The sequence below is a fragment of the Acinetobacter sp. BIGb0196 genome (assembly GCF_011759595.1).
GTDB lineage: Bacteria > Pseudomonadota > Gammaproteobacteria > Pseudomonadales > Moraxellaceae > Acinetobacter > Acinetobacter guillouiae.
Genome location: NZ_JAAOZA010000002.1, coordinates 1,446,574 through 1,469,600 on the forward strand (window position 1 = coordinate 1,446,574; position 23,027 = coordinate 1,469,600).

22 protein-coding genes and 1 pseudogene are annotated in these 23,027 nt (G+C 37.4%); 21 read left to right on the plus strand and 2 right to left on the minus strand.

Features of this window, described 5'->3' with window-relative positions; genetic code table 11:
- Positions 1-38 precede the first annotated feature (38 nt).
- From FHR28_RS19495 to FHR28_RS19555, 13 genes and pseudogenes are all read left to right on the plus strand, one after another.
- Positions 39-2,243, plus strand: coding sequence for a TonB-dependent siderophore receptor (locus tag FHR28_RS19495; RefSeq protein ID WP_166783333.1), 2,205 nt, complete (start codon positions 39-41; stop codon positions 2,241-2,243).
- Positions 2,244-2,537: 294 nt separating this feature from the next.
- Positions 2,538-3,239: a TetR/AcrR family transcriptional regulator gene (locus FHR28_RS19500; RefSeq protein ID WP_004819783.1), complete on the plus strand. Its 702-nt coding sequence runs from the start codon at positions 2,538-2,540 to the stop codon at positions 3,237-3,239.
- A gap of 618 nt (positions 3,240-3,857) precedes the next feature.
- Positions 3,858-5,123, plus strand: coding sequence for an alpha/beta hydrolase (locus tag FHR28_RS19505; RefSeq protein WP_171527381.1), 1,266 nt, complete (start codon positions 3,858-3,860; stop codon positions 5,121-5,123).
- A gap of 28 nt (positions 5,124-5,151) precedes the next feature.
- On the plus strand, positions 5,152-6,042 hold the full coding sequence (locus FHR28_RS19510) for a VOC family protein (RefSeq protein WP_228722109.1): 891 nt from the start codon (positions 5,152-5,154) through the stop codon (positions 6,040-6,042).
- Between the two features lie 50 nt (positions 6,043-6,092).
- Positions 6,093-7,784 (plus strand): AMP-binding protein, encoded by a 1,692-nt coding sequence (locus FHR28_RS19515; RefSeq protein WP_166783334.1) that lies wholly within the window; start codon positions 6,093-6,095, stop codon positions 7,782-7,784.
- The gene (locus FHR28_RS19520; protein WP_228722110.1) at positions 7,774-8,238 is read left to right on the plus strand and encodes an acyl-CoA thioesterase; all 465 of its coding nucleotides are present in this window, start codon (positions 7,774-7,776) and stop codon (positions 8,236-8,238) included. The genes FHR28_RS19515 and FHR28_RS19520 overlap by 11 nt, the downstream gene beginning before the upstream one ends.
- Before the next feature lie 11 nt (positions 8,239-8,249).
- Positions 8,250-9,395, plus strand: coding sequence for an FAD-dependent monooxygenase (locus FHR28_RS19525; protein WP_166783336.1), 1,146 nt, complete (start codon positions 8,250-8,252; stop codon positions 9,393-9,395).
- A 15-nt stretch (positions 9,396-9,410) separates the two neighbouring features.
- Positions 9,411-10,166 (plus strand): Asp/Glu racemase, encoded by a 756-nt coding sequence (locus FHR28_RS19530; protein ID WP_151957759.1) that lies wholly within the window; start codon positions 9,411-9,413, stop codon positions 10,164-10,166.
- Between the two features lie 79 nt (positions 10,167-10,245).
- Positions 10,246-10,965: an alpha/beta fold hydrolase gene (locus FHR28_RS19535; protein ID WP_151957760.1), complete on the plus strand. Its 720-nt coding sequence runs from the start codon at positions 10,246-10,248 to the stop codon at positions 10,963-10,965.
- 194 nt (positions 10,966-11,159) lie between these two features.
- A complete protein-coding gene (locus tag FHR28_RS19540) occupies positions 11,160-12,512 on the plus strand; it encodes an MFS transporter (RefSeq protein ID WP_151957761.1) in 1,353 nt (450 codons plus the stop codon).
- 74 nt (positions 12,513-12,586) lie between these two features.
- Positions 12,587-13,819, plus strand: a complete 1,233-nt coding sequence (locus tag FHR28_RS19545; protein ID WP_166783337.1) for a DcaP family trimeric outer membrane transporter — start codon at positions 12,587-12,589, stop codon at positions 13,817-13,819.
- 271 nt (positions 13,820-14,090) lie between these two features.
- A pseudogene (locus tag FHR28_RS19550) lies at positions 14,091-14,402 on the plus strand (type II toxin-antitoxin system RelE/ParE family toxin); the annotation flags it as partial.
- A complete protein-coding gene (locus FHR28_RS19555; RefSeq protein WP_166783338.1) occupies positions 14,402-14,710 on the plus strand; it encodes an XRE family transcriptional regulator in 309 nt (102 codons plus the stop codon). The pseudogene FHR28_RS19550 and the gene FHR28_RS19555, both read left to right, overlap by 1 nt.
- Before the next feature lie 69 nt (positions 14,711-14,779).
- On the opposite strand, the gene FHR28_RS21770 is transcribed toward FHR28_RS19555, so the two are convergent.
- Positions 14,780-15,040, minus strand: coding sequence for a hypothetical protein (locus FHR28_RS21770; protein WP_216076343.1), 261 nt, complete (start codon positions 15,038-15,040; stop codon positions 14,780-14,782).
- 396 nt (positions 15,041-15,436) lie between these two features.
- On the opposite strand from FHR28_RS21770, the gene FHR28_RS19565 reads away from it, so the two are divergent.
- The 3 genes from FHR28_RS19565 (at position 15,437) to FHR28_RS19575 (ending at position 17,448) form a co-directional block, all read left to right on the plus strand.
- Entirely contained in the window at positions 15,437-16,039 is a 603-nt protein-coding gene (locus FHR28_RS19565) for a TetR/AcrR family transcriptional regulator (protein WP_105713067.1), read from the plus strand.
- A 9-nt stretch (positions 16,040-16,048) separates the two neighbouring features.
- Complete coding sequence (locus tag FHR28_RS19570) at positions 16,049-17,026, plus strand: zinc-binding dehydrogenase (RefSeq protein WP_105713066.1); 978 nt, start codon at positions 16,049-16,051, stop codon at positions 17,024-17,026.
- A gap of 65 nt (positions 17,027-17,091) precedes the next feature.
- Positions 17,092-17,448 carry a DUF1304 domain-containing protein gene (locus tag FHR28_RS19575; RefSeq protein WP_105713065.1) on the plus strand — a complete coding sequence of 119 codons (357 nt, stop codon included), beginning with the start codon at positions 17,092-17,094 and terminating at the stop codon, positions 17,446-17,448.
- A gap of 160 nt (positions 17,449-17,608) precedes the next feature.
- Here FHR28_RS19575 and FHR28_RS19580 read toward each other — a convergent pair whose 3' ends face one another.
- Positions 17,609-18,181, minus strand: coding sequence for a GNAT family N-acetyltransferase (locus tag FHR28_RS19580; protein WP_166783339.1), 573 nt, complete (start codon positions 18,179-18,181; stop codon positions 17,609-17,611).
- 151 nt (positions 18,182-18,332) lie between these two features.
- On the opposite strand from FHR28_RS19580, the gene FHR28_RS19585 reads away from it, so the two are divergent.
- From FHR28_RS19585 to FHR28_RS19605, 5 genes are all read left to right on the plus strand, one after another.
- Positions 18,333-19,166 (plus strand): helix-turn-helix transcriptional regulator, encoded by an 834-nt coding sequence (locus FHR28_RS19585; RefSeq protein WP_004722263.1) that lies wholly within the window; start codon positions 18,333-18,335, stop codon positions 19,164-19,166.
- Positions 19,167-20,564: 1,398 nt separating this feature from the next.
- Entirely contained in the window at positions 20,565-20,885 is a 321-nt protein-coding gene (locus FHR28_RS19590) for a hypothetical protein (protein ID WP_228722111.1), read from the plus strand.
- Positions 20,886-21,353: 468 nt separating this feature from the next.
- Positions 21,354-21,890 (plus strand): spore coat U domain-containing protein, encoded by a 537-nt coding sequence (locus FHR28_RS19595; RefSeq protein WP_105713061.1) that lies wholly within the window; start codon positions 21,354-21,356, stop codon positions 21,888-21,890.
- 60 nt (positions 21,891-21,950) lie between these two features.
- Positions 21,951-22,505 carry a spore coat protein U domain-containing protein gene (locus tag FHR28_RS19600; RefSeq protein WP_166783341.1) on the plus strand — a complete coding sequence of 185 codons (555 nt, stop codon included), beginning with the start codon at positions 21,951-21,953 and terminating at the stop codon, positions 22,503-22,505.
- A gap of 11 nt (positions 22,506-22,516) precedes the next feature.
- Positions 22,517-23,023 carry a spore coat U domain-containing protein gene (locus FHR28_RS19605; protein ID WP_105713059.1) on the plus strand — a complete coding sequence of 169 codons (507 nt, stop codon included), beginning with the start codon at positions 22,517-22,519 and terminating at the stop codon, positions 23,021-23,023.
- Positions 23,024-23,027: the final 4 nt, after the last annotated feature.

Consider the following 23,027-nt stretch of genomic DNA (forward strand, 5'->3'; position numbering starts at 1 on the left):
ACGATAATGATTTTTATTTAGATTAAGAGTTTTATTTCGTGAATAAATGGATTTCTCAAAATCGGATCTTTGCTAAAAGTGCAATCTGTCTTGCACTTTATAGTTGTTGGATTGGGACAGCTTATGCTGCGACAGAAGCAACAACGGAACAAACAAATGCTTTACCCATGATCGTTGTCACAGCAGAAAACAATACAGAAAATAACTACACTAAAAAGAATGCCAGTACATCGACTAAACTCGATTTGAGTATAAAAGAAACCCCACAATCTGTTTCAGTGATTACACGAAAACAAATCGAAGATATGGGTGCGACAAATTTGGGTGATGCACTATTAAATACAACAGGGATTTTACTAACAGGGGATAATACGGAGAGGACCAACTTTTCTATCCGAGGCTTTAATGTTGGAGATGGTTGGAATTCAAATATATTGCAATATGATGGTGTTGCTGTAAATGCAAGTAATGTCACCTCATCTAAACCAGATATGGCAACCATTGAAAGTATTGAAGTATTACGAGGGGCAGCAGGGTTAATGCAAGGTTCAGGAGATCCGTCTGGTGCAATTAATCTTATTCGTAAAAAACCAACAGAAGTTTTTCAGGCGAGTGGTGCTGTCAGTTATGGTTCATGGAACACAGTACGTGGAGAAATGGATGTTTCTGGTCCATTGAATCAATCTGGAAGCGTGCGTGGTCGTTTAGTGGTGGCAGGTCAAGATGGTGATTCATTTATGAAATCTGTTACTCGTGATTCTAATGTTTTGTATGGAATCGTGAGCAGTGATTTAACTGAAAATACGCTATTGAATATTGGATATTCACGTCAAGGTGAACATGCAGTTCCCGTAAATACAATTCCTAACTATTTCAATGGTCAAAAAATAGGTATCGATAATTCCAACTGTGGTTGTGATTACAGAGATTTTTGGGATAAAACCAATAGACAAGCTTTCTTAGATATAAGCCATAAATTTAATAATGGATGGGAAGTAAAAGCCAGCTATATGAAGGCAAACTATGCCATGGATATGGCATTTACTTCATTGAGCGTGGCTCCAAAAACCACAAGTGCTGATGATGCTTTAGCAACTGTTTATAAGTACGGATATAACTATGAGCAAAAATTAGATATTTATGATTTTTTTGCAAAAGGGACATATCAATTATTCGGTCGTGAGCATGACTTGGTATTTGGTGCAAATCACAGTAAAAGTAATATTACAGGGGCATGGACAAGTTGGGACCAAGTGCTAGAAGATTATAGTTTGGTTGGTGGAGGGGAAACACCGACACGTGACTATTTATACGTCAATATTAAAAATTACAGTCCTTATCAGTTACCTTACATCGCACCACGTTATCAAAATACCAGCGTTGATCAGGTACGTCAGACAGGATACTACCTCACCACTCGTTTAAATATTATTGATCCGCTCAAAGTTATTGCAGGTGTGCGTCAAAGCAATTATGAAAGTGTCAATGAATATAAGAAATCAAATATTTTAACACCATACTTTGGGCTTACTTACGCTATCAATGATGCATTGACTGCATATGCGAGTTATACCGATACTTTTGTTGTGCAAAATGTCAAAGATCGTAATGAGACATTACTTGATCCAGTACAGGGGAATGTTTATGAAATTGGGTTAAAAGCAGGGCTTTGGGATGATCGTTTAATTGCATCAGTTGCAGGATTTAAAACCAACCAAATTAATCGCTCAATACGAGATGAAAGCACCAAAGGGCAATGTCCATTTAATGGTGGCGAGGCTTATTGTAATGTTGCATCGGGTGAGGTGATCAGTAAAGGAATTGAAACTGAGATTCGTGGTGAAATTATACCCAATCTTAATCTAAGTTTTGGCTACACATACAATACTACGGAATATGCGAACGATCCTACAAATCAAGGTTTGGTTTTTAATGAGGATACGCCTGAACATATTGCACGTTTATTTGCGACTTATAAGTTTGCAAATAATTTAATCCTAGGCGGCGGTGCAAATTATCAAAGTACTTGGAAAGTGGGTCGTTATAGCGAACATCCTTATCGTCAGCCTGGATATACGATTGCTAACTTGGTGGCGAGCTACCCACTAAGTGATAAAGTGAATATTGCATTAAATATCAATAATATTTTTGACAAAGAATATTATTCACAAATTGATACTTATGGCGACATTCGTTTCGGTAATCCTCGAAATGCAACGCTCACCTTACGTGCAAAGTTTTAAATCAATCGAAGGATGGCTGATATTTTCAGCCATTTTCAGGACGAGACACAATTATTAGAGCTTATTCTAATGTTCGTTTAGCGTTATTTTAGATTTTAGCTGGATGAATTTTCTTGGTTGTTGGCTATCGTTTTATACTTTAAAGAGCGAATACAATTGAAGAGATGAGAGCAACGCCTGCACCTTTGGCGAGTACTAGGGTTATGCCATTTATGCTTAAAGTAAAAATTAACACAAATAACGAAATATAAGTAAACTACAATTCTAAGAATTGATCAGGTTTCATGTAGTTTTATGTTCGATAAGCCAAAACCGATGAAGAGCCGTCATAATGGACGTAATGAAATGCAAAGAGAATCTATTTTAAAAGCAGCATCTAAGTTGTTTATCGAAAAGGGATTTGGTGGTACCAGTATGCATGATATTGCTGAATTATTAGCTGTTACACGTCCCGCAATTTATTACTATTTTCCAAATAAAGAATCAATTCTAGAAGCGCTGACGGATGAAATTACGCGTGAAGCAAGTAATCTAACCAAGAATATTTTAGATCGGAATGATCTGGCACCAGAAGAATTACTTAGAGAACTTATTATCAAACATGCGATGTTAATACTCACCCATCCTATACAGTTCAGAGTGGTAGAACGTAGTGAGAGTAGTTTATCTGAAAAGGGTAGAGCGACTGCTGAAATTTCAAGAAAATCAGTGCTATCAAATTTTGTACATGTGATTAAAATGGGGGTAAATGCGGGTGTTTTCCAAGTAGCAAATGCTCATATGGCTGCTTTTTCAATGATTGGTATGTGTAATTGGACGGCATGGTGGTTTGAAGGCGATGCTCAAGAAGCCAGTCAAATCGCACAGCAAATTGCAGAATTGGCACTTCGTTCGGTGTTAAAACAACAACAATCAGAATTTCGTTCGACTTCTCCACGAGAGAGTTTGCAAATTCTTAGAGATCAATTAGATATTTTAGAGAGCCAATTGCCATAAATATAGAACGTTAATCTTGATGAAAATTTAGTGAGATATTGATTTCACTATATAATTTTTACTGCATAGAATAAAAAGATACAGTTCATATTCAAAACAGCAGAAGTCGGTAGATTCGTCGGTTTTCTAGGTTGTATAGACCTCAGATAGCACTCATTTTACCTATAATTCTGTGTATTTTATTGAGCCCATATGATTGAGCTTCACAAAACAAATTTAAAAAAATTCAAAAACAAAACTCGCTTCTATGAAAGAAAGCATTCAGGCTTAAATGATTTCTTGCAATAAATACTGATAGATCTAAGAAAATATTGCCTCAACAAAATCTATATCTGTTAGACATAAAAACTTAAGAATTTTTTAAATTTATCCATTTTATAATTTTATTTTTTATAAATTTACAGATATGTAAAAAATTTTACAGTAATAAAATAGACGTCTAATATTTTTATAAAAATTATAATCTATTGTTTTTACTATTTTATTTTTCTAATTTTTTTATCAATTTAATGCTTGTTCTTGTGATGCTTTTATTCATTTTACTATTATGTAAAATATTTGACATATGTGTCAGTTTGTTCTAGATTAAATCAATACAGGAATGTAGGTAAGCGATTCATGATGAATTCAACAAAAAAAACCGTGCAAGCGATTGCTGGATTTTTAAATACAGATTGGAATCCAAGAGATATCCCTACGGATACATTGACGCGTAATGTGGTATTGCGCACAGCAGACCAAGCCGCTACAGGTGGTTCGTTATATATGCCAGCACAACGAACTGATACGGTTGTTTGTATTATGCATCCACGTGAATTTATGGCATGTCACTATTTAATCCCAGATGTTGTTGCGGCTGGTTATGCTGCATGGTCGCAGTTTCCACGCTCTGTCGGTAATGATTTACGCCTTGAACATGAATTGGCATTACACGATGTCGCTGCTGGATTGCATTTTTTAAAGGAACAAGGGTTTAAGCGAATTATCTTGTTAGGAAACTCTGGTGGTGTGGGGCTATTTTCTTTTTATGTTCAACAGTCTAGTTTGTCTCCAGAACAAAGAATTAAGCATACGCCGGGAGGGCGACCTACAAAACTTGAACAACTCGATATGACGACAGTAGATGGTTTAATTTTTGTCGGCCCTCATCCAGGTCAAGGTGCATTACTTTTAAATTGTATTGATCCATCGGTTATTGATGAAAACAATGCTTTGCTTGTCGATCCATCTTTGGATCCGCTCAATCCAGAGAATGGTTATAAAGGGAAACAAAATACCCATTATAGTACTGAATTTATTGCACGCTATCGTGCTGCACAAAAGGCTCGGGTCGCCCGTTTAGATGCTTATGCTCACGAATTAATTAGCCGCCGACTTGAAGCCCGTAAGCGAGTCAAAATAGCAGGAACATCAGCAACGATAGAAGATCGACGTTTAGCTGCACATACTCCGATTTTTAATGTGTGGCGTACAGATGCCGATTTACGTTGTTTTGATCTGTCACTTGATCCATCTCTACGTAAATTTGGGTCTTTGTGGGGAAGCGATCCATTTACCTCAAATTATGGTGCAGTGGGTTTTGCTCGGCAATGTACTCCTGAAAGCTGGCTGTCTACTTGGTCAGGTTTATCTTCCAATGCAAACCTAGAAAAAACCATTTCATCCCTGCATCAACCGATTTTGGTGATTGAATATACAGGTGATCAAGCTTGCTTCCCCGAAGAAGTTCAGCACGTTTTTCAAGCCCTACCGACACAAGATAAACAACATTTATGTATTGCAGGAGATCATCACGGTCGTGCCTTAAATCCCGAAGATGAACCTGGGCGTTTGGAAGCAGGACGGCAGATTGCTGTTTGGCTTAAGCGTACTTTTCCAAATTGATATTCAACGAGACACGTTGAGGAGTTTCATGATGAAAACTGCTTCTACATCAAAATTGGTGCTTTGTGGTGTAGACCATACTGCTAGGCCGACATGGAAGTTAAAAGAAACGGTCGAGTTTTATCGAGATATTTTAGGCTTGCCCCTCATTCATGTGATTTCAGCCCGAGGCTGGGGACCTGCTACACATCCAGATTTTTTACACTTTTTCTTTGATAGTGGTCATGGCAGCACGATTGCATTTTTCTACTATCTCGGTAGTGATGCACCAGAACAAATGCAGGGCAGAGACAATGCTGCGCCATTACCCGAAGATCATGTGTTTGATGCAACGCATACGGCTTGGTTAGTAGAAAACCCAGATGAATTAAAAGCATGGAAACAACATCTAGAATCTAAAGGTTTAACGGTTTCTGCTGAAACCACGCATGAAGTGATTGAATCAATTTATGTGCGTGATCCAAATGGTTACTTCATTGAGTTTACGCGTAAATTAAGACCACTGGTCCAAGTGGATGCTGATGATGCTGCACTGACTTTAGCAGCCGCAATTGCTGCGGAAGAAGAAGCCAAGTTACGTGGACAACGTATCACTGAGATTGATCAGATATGGCATAAAAAGGCCATGTTTATTGAACAGGTACCTCAAGCAAAGCTTGAGATTTATGTACCAAAAGTTGAGGAGTTTTCTGCCTTGGTACGCAGTGCTGAAACGCAAGCAGGTTGTACCGTCAGCTCAGATCATCCTGTCTATCACATTATTCGATCCAATGCGCCTATTGAGTTTCGCCGCAAAGCGTTGGGATTAAAACCCGCTGTTTGGTGGGGGCTATTTACAGGTGGTATCCATGGTCGTATCGAAAGTTATGATCGAGATCAAGTCCGTTTAGTGCCAGCCATGGAGTCAATCAAATTGTGAGTTAACCGTTTAGATCAGGAAAAGATCGCATAAAAAATAGGGAGAACAAGATGAGTAGGATACTCAACCCAATACAAGGTGTTATTTATCATCCAGCTGAAAATGCTAAAAAATGGATTGAAAGTGGTGCGTGGATTAATGACACGCTTGGAAATTCACTAAGGAAAATTGCACAACGTTATCCTGATAAATTGGCCTTTATCAGTGATGAGCGCAATTTAACTTTTCAGGAACTGGATCATCTGACAGAAAGATTGGGCGCAGCATTACTCAATCATGGCTTGGAAACAGGTGATCGGGCAATTTTTCAGCTGGGGACGAATATTGAGACCATTCTGGTTTTAGTCGCCTGTTTTAAAGCAGGCATTATCCCCGTGTGCTCTTTACCTCAGCATCGTGAAGTTGAAATTCGACAATTGGTAGAGAAAAGTGCGGCAAAGGCTTACTTCGTACAAGCTGACTTTAGTCCTAATTTTGATTTGGTGGCATTTGCCCAATCGATGCTGGAGCAATCGGAAAGCCTTGAAAAGTTGATTGTGATTCGTGGACAAGATGAGGGTTTGACTCATCTCAATGATCTGATTGCCACGATTGATTTAGAAACAGCAAAACTAAAGATGCAAGATGTGCAGCTAGGTGCAGAAGATGTACTCAGTTTTCAGTTATCAGGCGGTACAACAGGCATTCCAAAAATTATTCCACGTTTTCATGCTGAATATCAGGGCCATAGTCTAGGTTGGATGCGGACCTATGGCATTGATACAGACAGTAGGGTGATTTGGTCTTTACCGATTGTACATAATGCTGGAACAATTTATGCCTTGGTGTCGGTGATTAGCTTTGGTATTTCCGCAGTCATTATGCCAAAGGTCGATATTAAACGTATGTTGCAACTGATTGAAATACATAAAGTCACCCATGCACTGTCGATTGGTCCAATTGCACCGCAGCTGATGGCATATCAAGCCATTCAACAACATGATTTATCTTCTTTAAAGCTGTTTTGTACCATGTGCCGTGCCGATATGTTAGAGCAGCATTTAGGGGTGCCGTGTTCCAATTTATATGGCATTACTGAAGGCTTGTTATTGGGCTCGGGTGCTGAGGCGCCTATATTTCAAAGACATCATTCCCAAGGTGTTTCGGGTTGCCCTGAAGATGAATTTTGTCTGCTCGATCCTGAATCAGAGCAACAAGTCAAATTGGGTGAAATGGGCGAATTATGTTTTAAAGGACCTGCCACATTACCTGGTTTTTACAATGCAGCTGATATTAATGCCAGTGCTTTTACCCAAGCAGGTTTTTACCGTACCGGTGACATGATGACTGCGCATCAAATAGAGGGTGGTGTCATCTGTTATACCTTTGAAGGTCGGTTACGTGACAACGTCAATCGAGGTGGTGAAAAGATTGGCTGTGAAGAGGTAGAGGCATTCATCTGTAAACACCCATCAGTTGCCGACGCTAAATTAGTGGCAATGCCTGATCCAATATATGGTGAAAAGGGTTGCATTTTTATTATTGCGAATCTCAATTGTACTGTGCCAAACGTCGCAGCGTTGGCAGCATTTCTGATTGATCAGGGGCTTGCCAAATATAAGTGCCCTGAGCGTATTGAAATCATAGCTGAATTTCCTCTGACCAATGTCGGTAAGCTGAATAAGCCTGAACTAAAACGGATCATCACCGAAAAACTACATGAAGAGCAGGCCAGAGCGAGAGGTGCCTATGATGCAATGTAATGAACAGGTGATCAGCACGCTGCCAGTGGTGATTCGTCGCCGTGTACGGTGGTTGGAATGTGATCCAGCAAGTGTGGTCTTTACAGGTGTGTTTTCAGACTATGTGGTTTCGGCTGCGGAATGGTTTTATGAAATTTTACTGGGTGAATACTCACAAAAAGCAAAGTCAGCACATGGTTTTGGAACCCCAACTCGAGGATTGAGCTTTGATTTTAAGCGTTCATTAAAACCAGATGAAATCTTTGATCTGACCGTTATGGTTGAAGAGATTCATAGCCGTACTTATGTTTTGAATATTACAGGGCGGACTTTAGATCAAAATATAATTTTTATTTCAAAACTTACACCTGTCTGTATTGCTGTTGATGAGCGGCGTTCGATTGATATCCCATCTACATTTCGTTTGGCTTTAGAGCATTATCAAAGCCAATGTTTATTCCAAAATTTGGCGTAGGAAATCCAGTTATGAAAATTGCAGTGATCGGAGCTGGCCCAGCGGGATTATATTTCTCATTATTGGCTAAAAAGAATAATCCTCAGCATGAAATTACCGTCTATGAGCAAAACCGCCGTGGTGCAACTTATGGTTGGGGCGTGGTGTTTTCTGATATTGGCTTGGCCTTTTTAGAAGACGCTGATCCGGAATTTTTTAAAGAATTCACCGATCATCATGAATGCTGTGACTATATGGAAATCGTACATCAAGACAGTCGAGTACAAGTACATGGCAATCATTTTTCCCGTACTTCACGAATTGATATGTTAAATACATTGAATGCTGCATGTGAAGCGATTGGTATTGAGATTCAGTATGAACATCAAATGCTAGATATCGAAACTTTATCTCAACAGGTTGATCTCGTGGTTGCAGCAGATGGTGGCAATAGTGCGATTCGTAAACAATATCAAGCCCACTTTCAGCCACAATTTGAACAACGTCGTAATAAATTTGTCTGGTATGGCACTCGGCAACGTTTCCATCCCGTATCGCTGATTTTCCGTCCATATCATGATGCTGGTGTCTTTATTGCGCATGCTTATCAATATAGTTCAGAACTGAGTACGTTCTTGGTTGAAGTTGACCCAGAAACATGGAAAGCCTGCGGTTTGAACCAAATGAATGAAGATGAAAGTCGAGATTTCTGTGCCAAAGTTTTTGCGCGTGATTTAGGCGGCAATGAATTACTCACGAACCGTTCCTTATGGTTTGAAGCCAATATTGTTAAGAATCAGTGTTGGACATATAAAAATATTGTATTGCTTGGCGATGCGTTAAGAACTGTTCATTTTTCTTTGGGATCTGGCACACGTATGGCGATGCAAGATGCAATTGCATTACATGAAGCGATCGTCAAGGCTCCAGATGATCTTGCCTTAGCTTTTCAACTGTTTGAACAGCAACGTCGTCATGCCTCTTCCTCGTTTCAGACAGCCGCAGCTAAAAGTCTTGACTGGTATGAAAATGTTGCGACTCGGTTAGATTTAGATCCGATCAGTTTTACTTATGACTATATGCGCCGTACAGGCAAAGTCAGCCATCAGGATTTAAAGCAACGCGATCCACAGTTTATTGCAGCATACGAACGTCTGCATCCAGATTTTAATGATTGATAAAAGGATTTAGAAATGAGCGAGACAAATTATCGGATAGGACAAATCGTCCCTAGTTCGAATACCACGATGGAAACTGAAATTCCAGCGATGTTCCGTATGAGAGAAGAACTCTATCCAGATGAAAAATTTACTTTTCACTCCAGCCGTATGCGGATGCATCGAGTGACCAAAGAAGAACTGCTTGTAATGAATGCAGAAAGTTTACGTTGTGCCGCAGAGCTTGCAGATGCGCGTGTGGATGTGATGAGTACAGCATGTTTGGTGGCCATTATGGCAATGGGTGCAGGCTACCATCGGGAAACTGAAAAAGCCTTAACGGAAGTTGTTCGGGCAAACCATTGTTTAGCCCCAGTAATGACTTCGGCTGGAGCATTGGTCGATGGTTTAAAAAAATTGGGCGCAAAGAAAGTGTCATTAATGGCACCTTATATGCGACCTTTAACTGATCTGGTGGTCCAGTATATCGAGCATGAAGGAATTGAAGTGATTGATTCTATTTGCTTTGAGATCCCAGATAATTTGGAGGTGGGGCGACGTGATCCGATGTTGTTGTTAGAAGATGTTAAGCATTTAAATACACAAGGTGCTGATGTGGTGATCGCTTCGGCATGTGTACAAATGCCATCCTTAGCTGTGATTCAGAAAATTGAAGACATGCTAGGGATACCAACCCTATCAACTGCTGTATGTACAGTACGAAAAATGATGGATGAATTAGGAATTGTGCCTGTTGTTCCAAATGCAGGTGCTTTATTGGCGGGTCATTGAATATAAGCCAATACTGAAAAAAGCGTTGTGTGAGAGTTTTAATATGGATATTTAATTTTAAAATATGAGGAATACAAAAATGTATACATTTGTATTGATACATGGAGGTTGGCATGATGGTGATTCATGGCAAGAGGTTGCAAAGGAATTAAGAGAGAAAGGTCATACTGTTCATACACCGACAACAGCAGGTCATGGTCCAAACGTAGATCGTAATGTGAATCATGCTCAAAGTACGCAATCAATTGTGGATTATATTATCGAGCATAATTTAAATAATATTATTTTACTTGGGCATAGTTATGCTGGATCGATTATTTCTAAAGTGGCTGAAGATATTTCGGATCGAATCCAGCGTTTAATTTACTGGAATGCCTTTGTACTGAACGATGGTGAAAGTATGGTCGAGTATTTACCAAATGATTATGGGAAGATGTTTAGTGTGTTAGCACAAGTATCTAATCATCAAAGTATTATGTTGCCTTTAGATGTGTGGAAAGCAACTTTTATCAATGATGCAGATGAGGAGATGGCAGAAAGAACCTATAAGAAATTGAATCCTGAACCCTATCAACCTTTTTTAGACCAATTAGATTTAAAAAAATTCTATACATTAGATATTCCAAAGAGTTTTTTAAATTGTCTTGATGATTTAACAATGCCAACAGGTTTTTGGCATCCACAAACATCAAGCCGCCTAGGTACATTTAAATTGGTTGAAATGTCTGGTAGTCACGAAGTCATTTTTACCAATCCAGTGTTATTGGCAGAAAAAATTATTGAAGCTTCAGAGGAATAGTTTGTAGAACAATACTAAAAGTATACGATTTTAATAATATTTAATGTCGTATTTAAAGCAAGAACAAGCACAAATTTTGCAACCACAATGAACTTTATTTTTTATAAAGTTTTGAGAGAGTTTTTGCTCTGATTTTAGATAGCACGTCTGGGAAGACAGCATGCAATAACGATAAAAAATACAAGGAGAGATAGATGAATATCATTAATATAACGGACTTAATAGACCAAAGTAAGCTAACCAAGCATCAGATATGGGTGTTGCTGTTATGCGCTTTATGTATGGTTGTTGATGGCTTTGATGTACAAGCAATGGGTTATGTTGCCCCTGCAATTATCCAAGACTGGGGAATTGCAAAAGCAGATTTAGGTTCAGTTTTTGGTGCTGGACTGATTGGGATGGCACTTGGCGCATTATTTCTCGCCCCTTTTGCCGATAAGTTTGGGCGTCGACCTGTATTAATTGGCGCCATGTTTGCTTTATCCATATGTATGGCAGTCACGATGATGGCTGATTCAGTTCAAGCATTGGTCAGTTACCGTTTTATAACTGGGATTTGTATGGGGGCGATCATTCCGAACTGTGTCACTTTAGCAGGAGAATATAGTCCAACTCGTTTCCGCGTCACCCTGATGATGATTATTTCTTCAGGTTTTATTCTTGGCGGTGTTTTGGGTGGCGTACTGGCTGCTGCCATTATTCCAATTTGGGGGTGGCATTCGATCTTTTTAACAGGCGCAATTGCTCCATTTATTCTAACAGTGGTTATGTTGTTTAAATTGCCAGAATCATTGCCTTTTTTAACTCTGAAAAATCGTAAACCTGAAGTGTTAAAAACTTGGGCGACTCGTTTGGGCTATGTTGAAACCGCTGGCACTGAGAGCAAATTTGTTGTGAGGGAATCGGCTAAAGAGGGGGCACCAATTGCGCAACTATTTAAGAACAATTTAGCACTTGGGACACTCATGCTGTGGGTGGTCAATTTTATGAATTTATTAGCTGCTTACTTCTTGGCAAATTGGCTCCCTGTATTGATGACAGAAGCGGGCCATACGGGTTCAAAGGCAGTGTTGGCAGGGGCTGTATTTTGGATAGGAGGTCTACTAGGTAATTTGATTTTAGGTTGGTTTGTTGATCGTCGTGGTTTTGGCTGGACATTAAGTTTGACCTTTATCGGTGCTGCGTTAGCCATTGCCATGATTGGACAATCAGCGACAACACTGTCTATGGCATTTTTAGTGATAGGCGCAGCAGGTTTCTGTGTACTCGGAGCACAAACTGCATTGAATGCATTAGGTGCGGTGTTTTACCCAACTTCAGTCCGTTCAACAGGAATTGGTTGGGCATTGGGTATTGGGCGGCTAGGGTCAATTTTAGGTCCTGTATTGGGTGCCGAATTGATTCGTCTCAATTGGTCAACGCCAAATCTGTTTTTAACAGTGACCATACCTGTAATTTTGGCATTAATTGCAATCCTCGTTTTTTGGAAGTTTGGCAATTTACCCACCGCTGCGAGCCAAAGTGCAGCTACTCATAAAAAAATATAAATTTGAAATAATTTCAATGCCTTAAAGATGTTTAAGTTGATCAAATTTATGAATAAATCAAGAAGGGAATTCTTATGAAAACAATATATTTCTTCATTATAAATCTGCTATGGGCAAGTAGCGCAATATTAATGTTATCGCCAGCGTATGCGACAACCAGTAATAGCAAGGAGGGACAAAATAGTGAAAAAAATCCTGCCAATATTGAGCCACAAGCGAATATTGATAAACCGATATTACCAAGCAAAATCAATCTTTTAAAATCAGGAACTGAACTCAATTTATATGGTTTGATCCGTTTAGATGCAACTTATCAATCAGCTGGTTCAGATACGATGTTTAATAATATCAATGTTGTACCAATTGAAAATACACCAGAGGCTCGTCAACAAGAAAATCGCTTTAAATCAACACCGAGTGTGACTCGGATAGGTTTAGATTTTAAAACACCAACCGAAATAGGCGCTGTGGGCGGTAAAATTGAAATGGATTTTGTCGGTGGTGCGACTCGGGATCAGTTCCGTATTCGCCATGCTTATTTAACTTTTGACAAATGGTTAATTGGGCAAGCATGGTCAACCTTTGTTTCACCCATAGAATTTATGCCTGAAACAGTGGATGCACTGGGCTATGTAGGTGGGGCGTTATTACGAACACCATTGCTTCGTTATAGTGATCGTTTAGGTGCTGAGACGACCTATGCAGTCAGTATCGAGGATCAAAAATACATGGGACATACCGAGCCAGGATCTAAAATTCGTTTACCTGCATTGGCTGCTCGTATAAACCATCAGTTTGCAGATAAAGCTGGGTTAATTTCAGGGAGAACTTTTGTTGGAGAGAAGAAAACCAATGTCGATGACAATATGGCTTGGGGGCTTGGCTTAGGTGTTCAATATCAGTTTACTGAGAAAAATATGTTGAAGGGTGACTATTACCATGTAAAAGGTGATGGACGTTATGTACTTTGGTCAAATAATGGTTATGCCATCGATGGCAATCAAAAAATGCATAGTAATGAATTTGATAGCATTACCTTTGGTCTAACACATACTTTTACCCCACAACTGCGTTCTACGATTGGTTACGGTTATATGCTTGCAAAAGATAATAATGAGTTTGCACGTTTAAACTACGAAAATTCAACTCAGAATAAATCTTTATGGCAAGGATGGATAAACACAATGTATAAGCCCTATACACCCGTTACTTTAGGAGTTGAATATGTATATGGTGAACGCGAAACCTTTAATGGAAAAAAGGGTGAAGATAACCGTTTAAACATTATGGCAAGTTATAATTTTTAATCTAAACGTGTCATTAGAATTAAATAGGTCATCTGCTCAGGAGCGCCTATTTAATTCATTTTAATATTTTTGAATTAACACGTTGTGATGATGTGAATCAGTAAAAATTGTTAGCTTCAATTAAACAATAATAAAAAAGCCAAGCATTCGGTTGCTGTTAAGTGCATTTAGATCATGTGGCGCAACCTACTAAAGATCCAGTGCCTTTAGTAGGAGACGTTAATAAAGACAAGAAAAAGAATATACAGATGAGTTTGAACAATGGTGGGAAACCTTATCTATCGAAGAACAAATTTCAATAGCTGCATCTGTAGAACTTCTTGAGAGTTTCGGTACGAACTTAAAGTTTCCGCATAGTAGCGGTATAAATGGTTCTAAACATGATCATATGAGGGAGTTAAGAACTCAACATCAAGGTCGCCCTTATCGTACTTTATACGCTTTTGATCCAAGACGAACAGCTATATTATTATTGGCAGGAGATAAGACAGGCGATGATCGTTGGTATGATGTGAATGTTCCGATTGCTGACAAATTATATGATGAACATCTTAATTTACTTAAAAAAGAGGGTTTAATCTGATGGCTAAAAAGTTTTCTGAATTACGTTCAAATATGCCTATTGATGCTCAACAAAAAGTGCATGAATTGGCTCAAGAAATGACTAAAGATATGCCTTTGCAAGAATTACGAGAAGCAAGAAAGCTATCTCAAAAAGTTATTGCTGAATTATTAAATGTACAACAACCTGCAATAGCTAAAATGGAAAAACGAACAGATATGTATGTTTCTACTTTAAGAAGCCATATTGAAGCAATGGGAGGAGAATTAGAAATAATCGCTAAATTTCCTGAAGGTGCTGTTCGTATTACTAATTTCACAGAGATGTAGCCAAGCTTAGGTTTATTAACACCACCTTTATTCTTTTAAGGGTTTATTTTTTCTTAGCGCTATTTAACTTTACTTGAATATCTCTTCATAATTGAGCAATTGTTTTTGATCTGACCAATCATTTTGTAAGTGTGCGATAAGTGGAGTAACCGTAAGCATAGCGCCTTCAACTTGATGATAACTAAAAAGTTCAGGTAAATTGGGCTTAAAGATAGTATTGAGCGTAGCATCTAAAGCAAGAATGACGATTTTATAAAAAGGCGAAAGTTTAAGATCACCACTATCGATGACTTTTATTCCTAAATTCGGCTCTTTAGCAAGCTCCACCATCTTTTTTATTTATTGGCTGATGATATCGAGTGGAATACAGTCTCCTACAAAATTTTCGAAGGGACCCCGTTCTTTTGAGATCGATTCAAATAATTTTTATTATTATTTTCCATTGCCCATAAATAGAATCCTTTTCTATTGTTCGAAACAACATATCTATGAACACTAAATCCTTCTTTCATATTCTGTATAAGAATTTTTATAAAATATTAGATCAACTGTCTAGATGATTAAAGAAAAGTGATCACAGCGTTATATAGAAATAAATGAACTGTAAGCAATTTTGGGGTTGATTCAGATCATTAAAACGCATACTCAAAACCTCAACAAATTTTCTTAATTAAATTTTTTATAAATTTATAGACGACTGGTCTATTATTGATTTATAGTGTGTGCATGAAACGATCAGATAAAAGTGAAGCGACTCGACAACATATCTTAAATACTAGTTTTAAGTTGGTATTACATAAAGGTTTTGTTGGCGTTGGCTTACAGGAAATTTTAACGACTTGCGGTGTACCCAAAGGGTCGTTCTATTATTACTTTACTTCCAAAGAAGCATTTGGTTGTGCGCTTTTACAGCAATACCTTGCTGATTATAAAGTGAAAATTGATCAATTGATTCTACAAGAAGAGCGGAGTGCTTATGCGCGTTTAGTCGCGCTTTGGCAAGCATGGATTGATGACCCATGTCATAACGAGGGAGGCTGGGCTGAGAATTGTCTGATTGTAAAACTTGCCGCAGAGGTCTCTGACTTATCGGAAGATATGCGTCAGATTTTAAATTTTGGTGTAAGCAAGCTGACAGAACGCATTGCAAATTTACTCAGTGACGGACAACAGGATGGCTCAATTCCACAACATATTGAGCCTGAGAAAATGGCACAAACCATGTATCAACTCTGGTTAGGCGCAGCTTTATTGGCGAAACTAGCACAGAACAAACAGCCACTTTATTTGGCTTTAGAAACCACACAGCAATTACTAAAACCTATATAGGAATAACAAATGAAAAGTATTATTCATCAAGTTTTTGGCGAACCTGTCGACGTATTAGCAGCAGCAGAAATGCCAAAGCCAGAGCCTAAAGCGGGCGAAGTTCGTATTAAAATGATTTTATCTCCGATGCATAACCATGACGTCTGGACGGTGAGAGGAAGTTATGGCTATAAGCCGACACTTCCTGCAATTGGGGGAAGCGAAGCGGTTGGTGTGATTGATGCCGTCGGTGAAGGTGTCGATGCAGTGTCTGTCGGGCAACGTATTGCAGTTGCCGCGGTTCACGGCAGTTGGGCGGAATACTTTATTGCGCCTGCGCATGGTGTTGTGCCTTTAATTGATGCAATAGATGATGAAACCGCTGCACAATTGATTGGTATGCCAATTAGTGCACTGATGTTGTTAGATTTTATTGATTTAAAACAAGATCAGTGGCTTATCCAAAACACAGCCAATGGCGCTGTGGGTAAAACTGTTGCGATGATCGCGCACGCTCGCGGTCAAAAAGTCATTCATTTGGTTCGCCGTAGTGATGCGGTTGCAGAAATGAATGGTTTAGGTATTCAAAATGTAGTGGCGACTGATCAAGCGGATTGGAAAGATCAAGTAAAAGCGATACATGCAGATCAACCTTTAATTGCTGGAGTAGATTCGATTGGGGGGAAAGCCAGTGGTGAAATGTTGGCTTTACTTAGTGAAAATGGTGTCTTGGTTTCATTTGGTAGTATGACGGGTGAACTGATGCAAATTTCATCAGGTGATCTTATTTTTAAACAAGCGACAGTCAAAGGTTTCTGGGCAAGTGTGGTCAACAAACAATTGTCTGCAGAACGAAAAAAAGAGTTAATTGTAGAATTGGTGACTTTAGCGGCTCAGAAAAAATTAGTATTGCCTGTTGAAGGTGTATTTAGTTTCGATCAAATTCAACAAGCAGCAGCCAGAGCAACTGAAGGTGCACGCCAAGGCAAAGTGTTATTAAAACCATAAATGTACTTGGCATAGATCAGTTGCGAGACTGATCTATCAGCGTTTTTAAAATAAGGAAGAAAACGATGATTGGACAAATTTTAATTGCCTTAATTGCACTGCTACATGTGTATATTTTAGTTTTAGAGATGTTCTTATGGGATAAACCATACGGTTTAAAAGCATTTGGGAATACGCCTGAAAAAGCACAGCTCACCAAAGTCATGGCACAAAATCAAGGCTTATATAATGGCTTTTTAGCAGCAGGCTTATTTTGGGCTTTATGTGCACCTGTAATTTATGCCTTACCACTGGCAAATTTCTTTTTGGGCTGTGTATTGATTGCTGGGATTTATGGCGGCTTAACGGCAAGTAAGAAAATTATTTACATACAAGCGATTCCAGCAGCATTGGCATTACTTATCGTGAATTTGAATTACTAAAGTAAGGGCGAATCTCGCCCTTACTTAAAGTTCTTCAAAAAATTTAATTACATAGCTGCATCAGAGAGATCAATAAGCTCTCTCGCTTCATATGAATCGTTCAGAAGATGATCTTAATTTATTTATTAATATCTCTGATGTTGGTTAACTTCAATTGATTCTAATCCATGTATTTGCTTACTTTGTAATGTGCAGGCAATTTGATCCACTCTTCACGTGATAAATAGCTGATATGCTCTGTACGGTAATCCGCTAGAAACTGATTATATTTATCTGTTTCAGTGTGATGATGCTTAAAGCCACATTTTGCTTGTGCTTTATGTGACTGTTCATTATCTGCAAAGTAACCACACCATAAAGCTTGTAATTGCAAATCTTCATAGGCATGTTGCATGACTGCCTTAACAGCCTCAGGTATAAAACCATTTCCCCAAAAGGGTACACCAATCCAATAAGCAACTTCTGCTTCATTATCAGCGATATCAAAATTACTGTCTTGCCCAATCAGTAGACCGACCATGCCAATGGCTCGATTGTCTTGCTTTTTCGCAAGCGCATAGACTTCATCATGTGCAAAAACTGTCTGAATATATTCTAAACTTTGTGCCTGACTTTCATGTACGGGCCAGCCCGCAATTGGCCCAACGCGTTCATCTTTTGCGTATTCGTATAAACTCTCTGCATCATTTTCCTGCCAAGGTCGTAAAACTAAGCGTTCAGTTGTCAAAATCATATTTTTAAAGCCTCTTATAAAATTCATCTCATTTCAAAATGAACTATAGGTATTTTAGGGACTGCTTCCTATGCGTATATTTTGGCAATTTCGGTACTTTTCAAAACAAAATCATTATAATTAGGCAGATATTTAATAAATTTTATTCAAAATGCAAAGTGATCTAAATTATCTTCGTCAAAATGCAAAAGATTATTTATGGGGAACAAGTCATTTAAGTGATTCGTTAAACCAGCCTTTGCTATTAGCATATTGTTCACTTATTTTTATTACACAAGGCCATGCTGATTTAAGCATTCAGTTTAAAAGTTACCATTTGCAAGCAGGTGATTTTTTGGTTCTTGCAGAAGATTCATTGACTATTATAAAAAACCAATCGGCTGATTTTTCTTGTAATTATTGTATATTCAATCGTCATTTTGCTGCTGAAGTTGCCGCTGTTTTACCAAACGCTTTATTTGCTTATCTCAATCAAATGCCACATTTTTCCCCCAATACCGAACAGGCAGGTTTAATCAAGATATGGCAATCTCAAACCGATTTTATTATTAAATCCACAGAACAGTATCAGCGCACATTATTATGCAATCACTTGCAAAATTTTTTTCTGGTACTGTCTGAAATCGTCAATCACAAAAAGACCTTAGCCAAGAATGAGTACACAAGAAAAGAAAGATTATGTTGGAAGTTTTGGGAAATGATCGCAATACACTGTCACGCTGAACGGGAGGTTTTGTTTTATGCACAAGCCTTAAACATTAGTCCCTACTATTTATCGCAATTGTGTAAGCAAATTTTTAATGATAGCCCTAAAACGCTGATAGATCGGCTGGTGATTGTTAATCTTAAACAACGACTTAAAATGAATACACTCTCAATTCAAGTGATTGCTGACCAGATGCATTTTAATGACGCTTCCTATATGTGTCGTTATTTTAAAAAGCATACAGGCTATACGCTACGCCAATATCGAAAAGACAATTAAGATAAGATTTTTAACGTGATATTTTGAATAGGCTTCTTTTATAAGTTCTTTTTAAAAGTATAGATCAACACAAAAGCGCCCTGATCCTCGTCTTTTCCCAACGCGAGAGGAACGTCCAATACCAATCTGACTCACTCTCCATGCTTATTTTTTCATCTATGGACGTGAACGAATGGGTAAAAATTTTATTCTTATCAATTTTAATGCTTGATCTACTTCATCATGAGAACGTTTGTAAATCAAATTGATGGATAATGTACACGCAGCTTACAAATGACTGATTAATACTCTTCGTGAAAATGATTTGATCATTTATATCACTGAGATTACGTTTAAACATATTCCAGACTCATCATTGGGTTTAAAAAGAATATGCGCTTAACTGATCCATTAAGTTTTTTAATTTTTTTAAATCAGATTTATTTTGCTTGTCAAATGGATATAATTCAAATGAAAACCAAGAATCATCAGCATAAAAAATTTGAAAATAAAAGCTTCTGTCCAACTTTTTATCTCAACTTCAGACTTATGATCTGGTTGTATTAAATTATCAATAATTTCAGTGAATTATTAAAATGTTTTTATGTGATTTTTAAATATAAAAACAGTACGATTGTTCCATTCTTTAATCTCATATTTCATCGTTAAATATTTAAGAGAGTGGTTTAAAACCTGATTTTATCAAATTTTTTATTAAAATAAAACTCTAGTCGATATGAGTATTTAATTTTTAAAGATAAAGTTAAGGCTTGCTTTGTGTTTTTTAGTTATTCTATGTGAGTATTTGGTGTTTTAAATAATAAGATTAATCTGGTGAATATTTATTTGATTTTTTTATGATGTTTTTTTTGAATAATTTTATCTTTCTTTTTTGTTGTTAAATATGTTTAAAAATAATCATCACATAATAGTTATTATATTTTTATTATTAATATTAAATTTTTGCTTTTATATATTGATTTATTTTTTTTGGCTATTGGTGTTTTATTTTATATGATTAGGTTCTCAAAAAATATAAATTTAATCTATTGCTTTGTATTTTTATTTTGGTTTATCTGGAATATAGATAAATAAAGGTTTCTTTTATTTAATTTACAATTGGTCTTATTTTTTTTCATAGAATAACATATTTTTATTTTGATGAAATAGGATATATATTGACTCAAAATACCGACGATTAATAGATTGTTGGTAGTAAATAATTTCATAATAATTATACACTTGCTTTATGTTTGTTGTGTATTTAATTCAGTGAAATTAAATACTTAACTTTGAAATATTATAAGTTTGGTGATAAATAATACCCACGAATTTGAAATGGAAAATTTTTCATCAACTTATTGAGCGATAAACAACTCTACTCATAAATAGTGGGTGTGTATGATAAAGATCTATGAAATGATTTTTCATAAAGGAATGGGTGAAAACTCTCATTTTTTTTATGCAGTAAATAATCAGGCATCTCGTCAGCATTTTATTCAAATGCTGAGGAAAGAGATTGATTGTGAACTGGGTGATTTTAAAAAGAGTTGTATCCAAGATGATCGAAATGACCTCAAATGGCTTTATGAGGAAGTAAGCAGGGAAAGTCATTTTTACTTAGATATTATGGAAAATGATTTTATTTATAATTCCGTTGCTGCATTAGGCTTGCATATTTCGTTGAGAGTGGAAGAGCAAAATTTATTTGAATTACAAGAAGGAGATAAATTTTTATAAAATTATATTTAAATTGAAATATTGAAATATTGAAATATTGAAATATTGAAATATTGAAATATTGAAATATTGAAATATTGAAATTTAAATTGACGAATTTTATCTTTTTGTCAATTAAAAGTTTTCGATCAGCATTTTATAATGCCATATCGTCGCCCATTCTCCCCCTAAAAATTGAATGGGTTTTTTTTGCTCAGTATGTTTGTAAATCTTGGGTTTGTAGCTAATTAGATATAGGCGTATATCTATAATAATCTTCATTATTTTAGTGTTTTTATATGTTTAAATCTTTGGTGTAATTTAATTCATATTGATTTGAAAATTTATTTTAAAATATAAAAACTTATATTTAATCGGTGGTGTTTTTTAGTGTATTTATTGAACGCGTATTTATCACATGTAATTATGTAAATGCTTTCACACTTCTGGTGTAAAAGTTAATAAATAATACACATCATGGGATTAAATATGAATATTTTTACAAAACTAACCCTTACTATTTTATTGGGTACAGGGTATATCGCGACTACACAAGCAGCAGTGACGGGTCAGGTTGATGTAAAACTGAATGTTTCAACAGGTTGTACTGTTGAAGGTTCTACAGTGAATGGCAATATCAACAAATTTGGTACATTAGATTTTGGTAAAACTTCTGGCACTTGGACCAATACCCTTACGGCTCAAGTTGCTTCATCTGGTACGGGCAGCCATCTCAATGTGAAATGTGATGGTACAACAGATGTTAACTTTACTGTTGCAATTGATGGTGGTCAACGCGCTGATCGTAGTCTTAAACATACAACTGCTGCAGATGTAGTCAGCTATAACGTTTATCGTGATGCTGCACGTACCAACCCATATGCAATCAATACGCCTCAGACTTTCACTGCTGCGACAGGTGTAGCTCAAGAAATTCCAATCTTTGGTGCTGTTGCTGCAAATAGCGGTACTGCAAAAGCACAGGGTGATTATACAGACACTTTATTGGTGACTGTTAATTTCTAATTGGTATACGTAACAGTGAACAGGTTTGTTATTAAACAAGCCTGTTTTAAGGAGGAACGTATGCATCTGTTGCTTAAACAATGCGTGGGATTGTTGGTTTGTAGTCTTATTTCGTCATTCACCAGTGCTGCACAGTTAGCAGCTAGATTAAATGTGCAGATTGAATTAGAACCCTCATGTGAAATTAATAATCAGTCTGTCAGTAATGCAACAAATGGTCTGAATTTTGGTCAGCTGGATTTTGGTGAAACCACAGCTGCATTTAATCAGGTGATTGAGACCAGCTTAAGTCAGGGTTCTACATCAGGTTTGACCATTCAATGCCCTGGCAATGCTCCAATAAAAGTTACTTTTGGTGCGGGGCAACATGACAGCAAGGTTCCAGCACCTTTTGGCGCAAATTATTTTCGTGCCATCAGTAATGGCACAGATTTCCTTGCCTACAACATCTTATATGGAACTGCTCGCGAAGCACTCAAGCCTAATCAATCAATTACCTTGACCAATAATGGTCAGCCGCAAACGCTTAATCTCATGGGTCAAACTGTTAATAATGGTCGGTCAGTATCGCTTGGGCAATATACCGACACTATTCCAATTACCATCGAATTTTAAAGAACGAAATCATGAAAAAAATAGGTTTAAGTGTTCTGCTGATGTTGGCTGTGCAGTGGGGATATGCTGAAACAGAAGCAACTTTTACGGTTCAAGCACGTATTGCCAATGGCTGTGGGTTAAGTAATGTCGAACAGTTACTTGATTTTGGTCGTCATCCTGTTGTGGCGCAGGGAAAATTAAGTGAATCAGTGATAAATACAACACAAAGTTGGAATATCCAATGTACTGCACGGCTACCGGTAAAGGTGATGTTGAATGGTGGTGATCACTTTTCAAATAATTCTCGGCGAATGAAACATGCCCAGCAGAATGAATTTGTACCTTATCAGCTTTATCAGGACAGTAATTTGCAAGGTGAATATGCCAGTGGGAGTACTTACTCGCTGATACCAACCACTACGCTGAATACCGTACTGGGTTTTGCAGTCTACGCTGTTGCAGACTTGAATAATAACAATCAACCACGATCAGCAGGCCTTTATAAAGATACGGTCGCAATTACGATTACATGGTGATTCT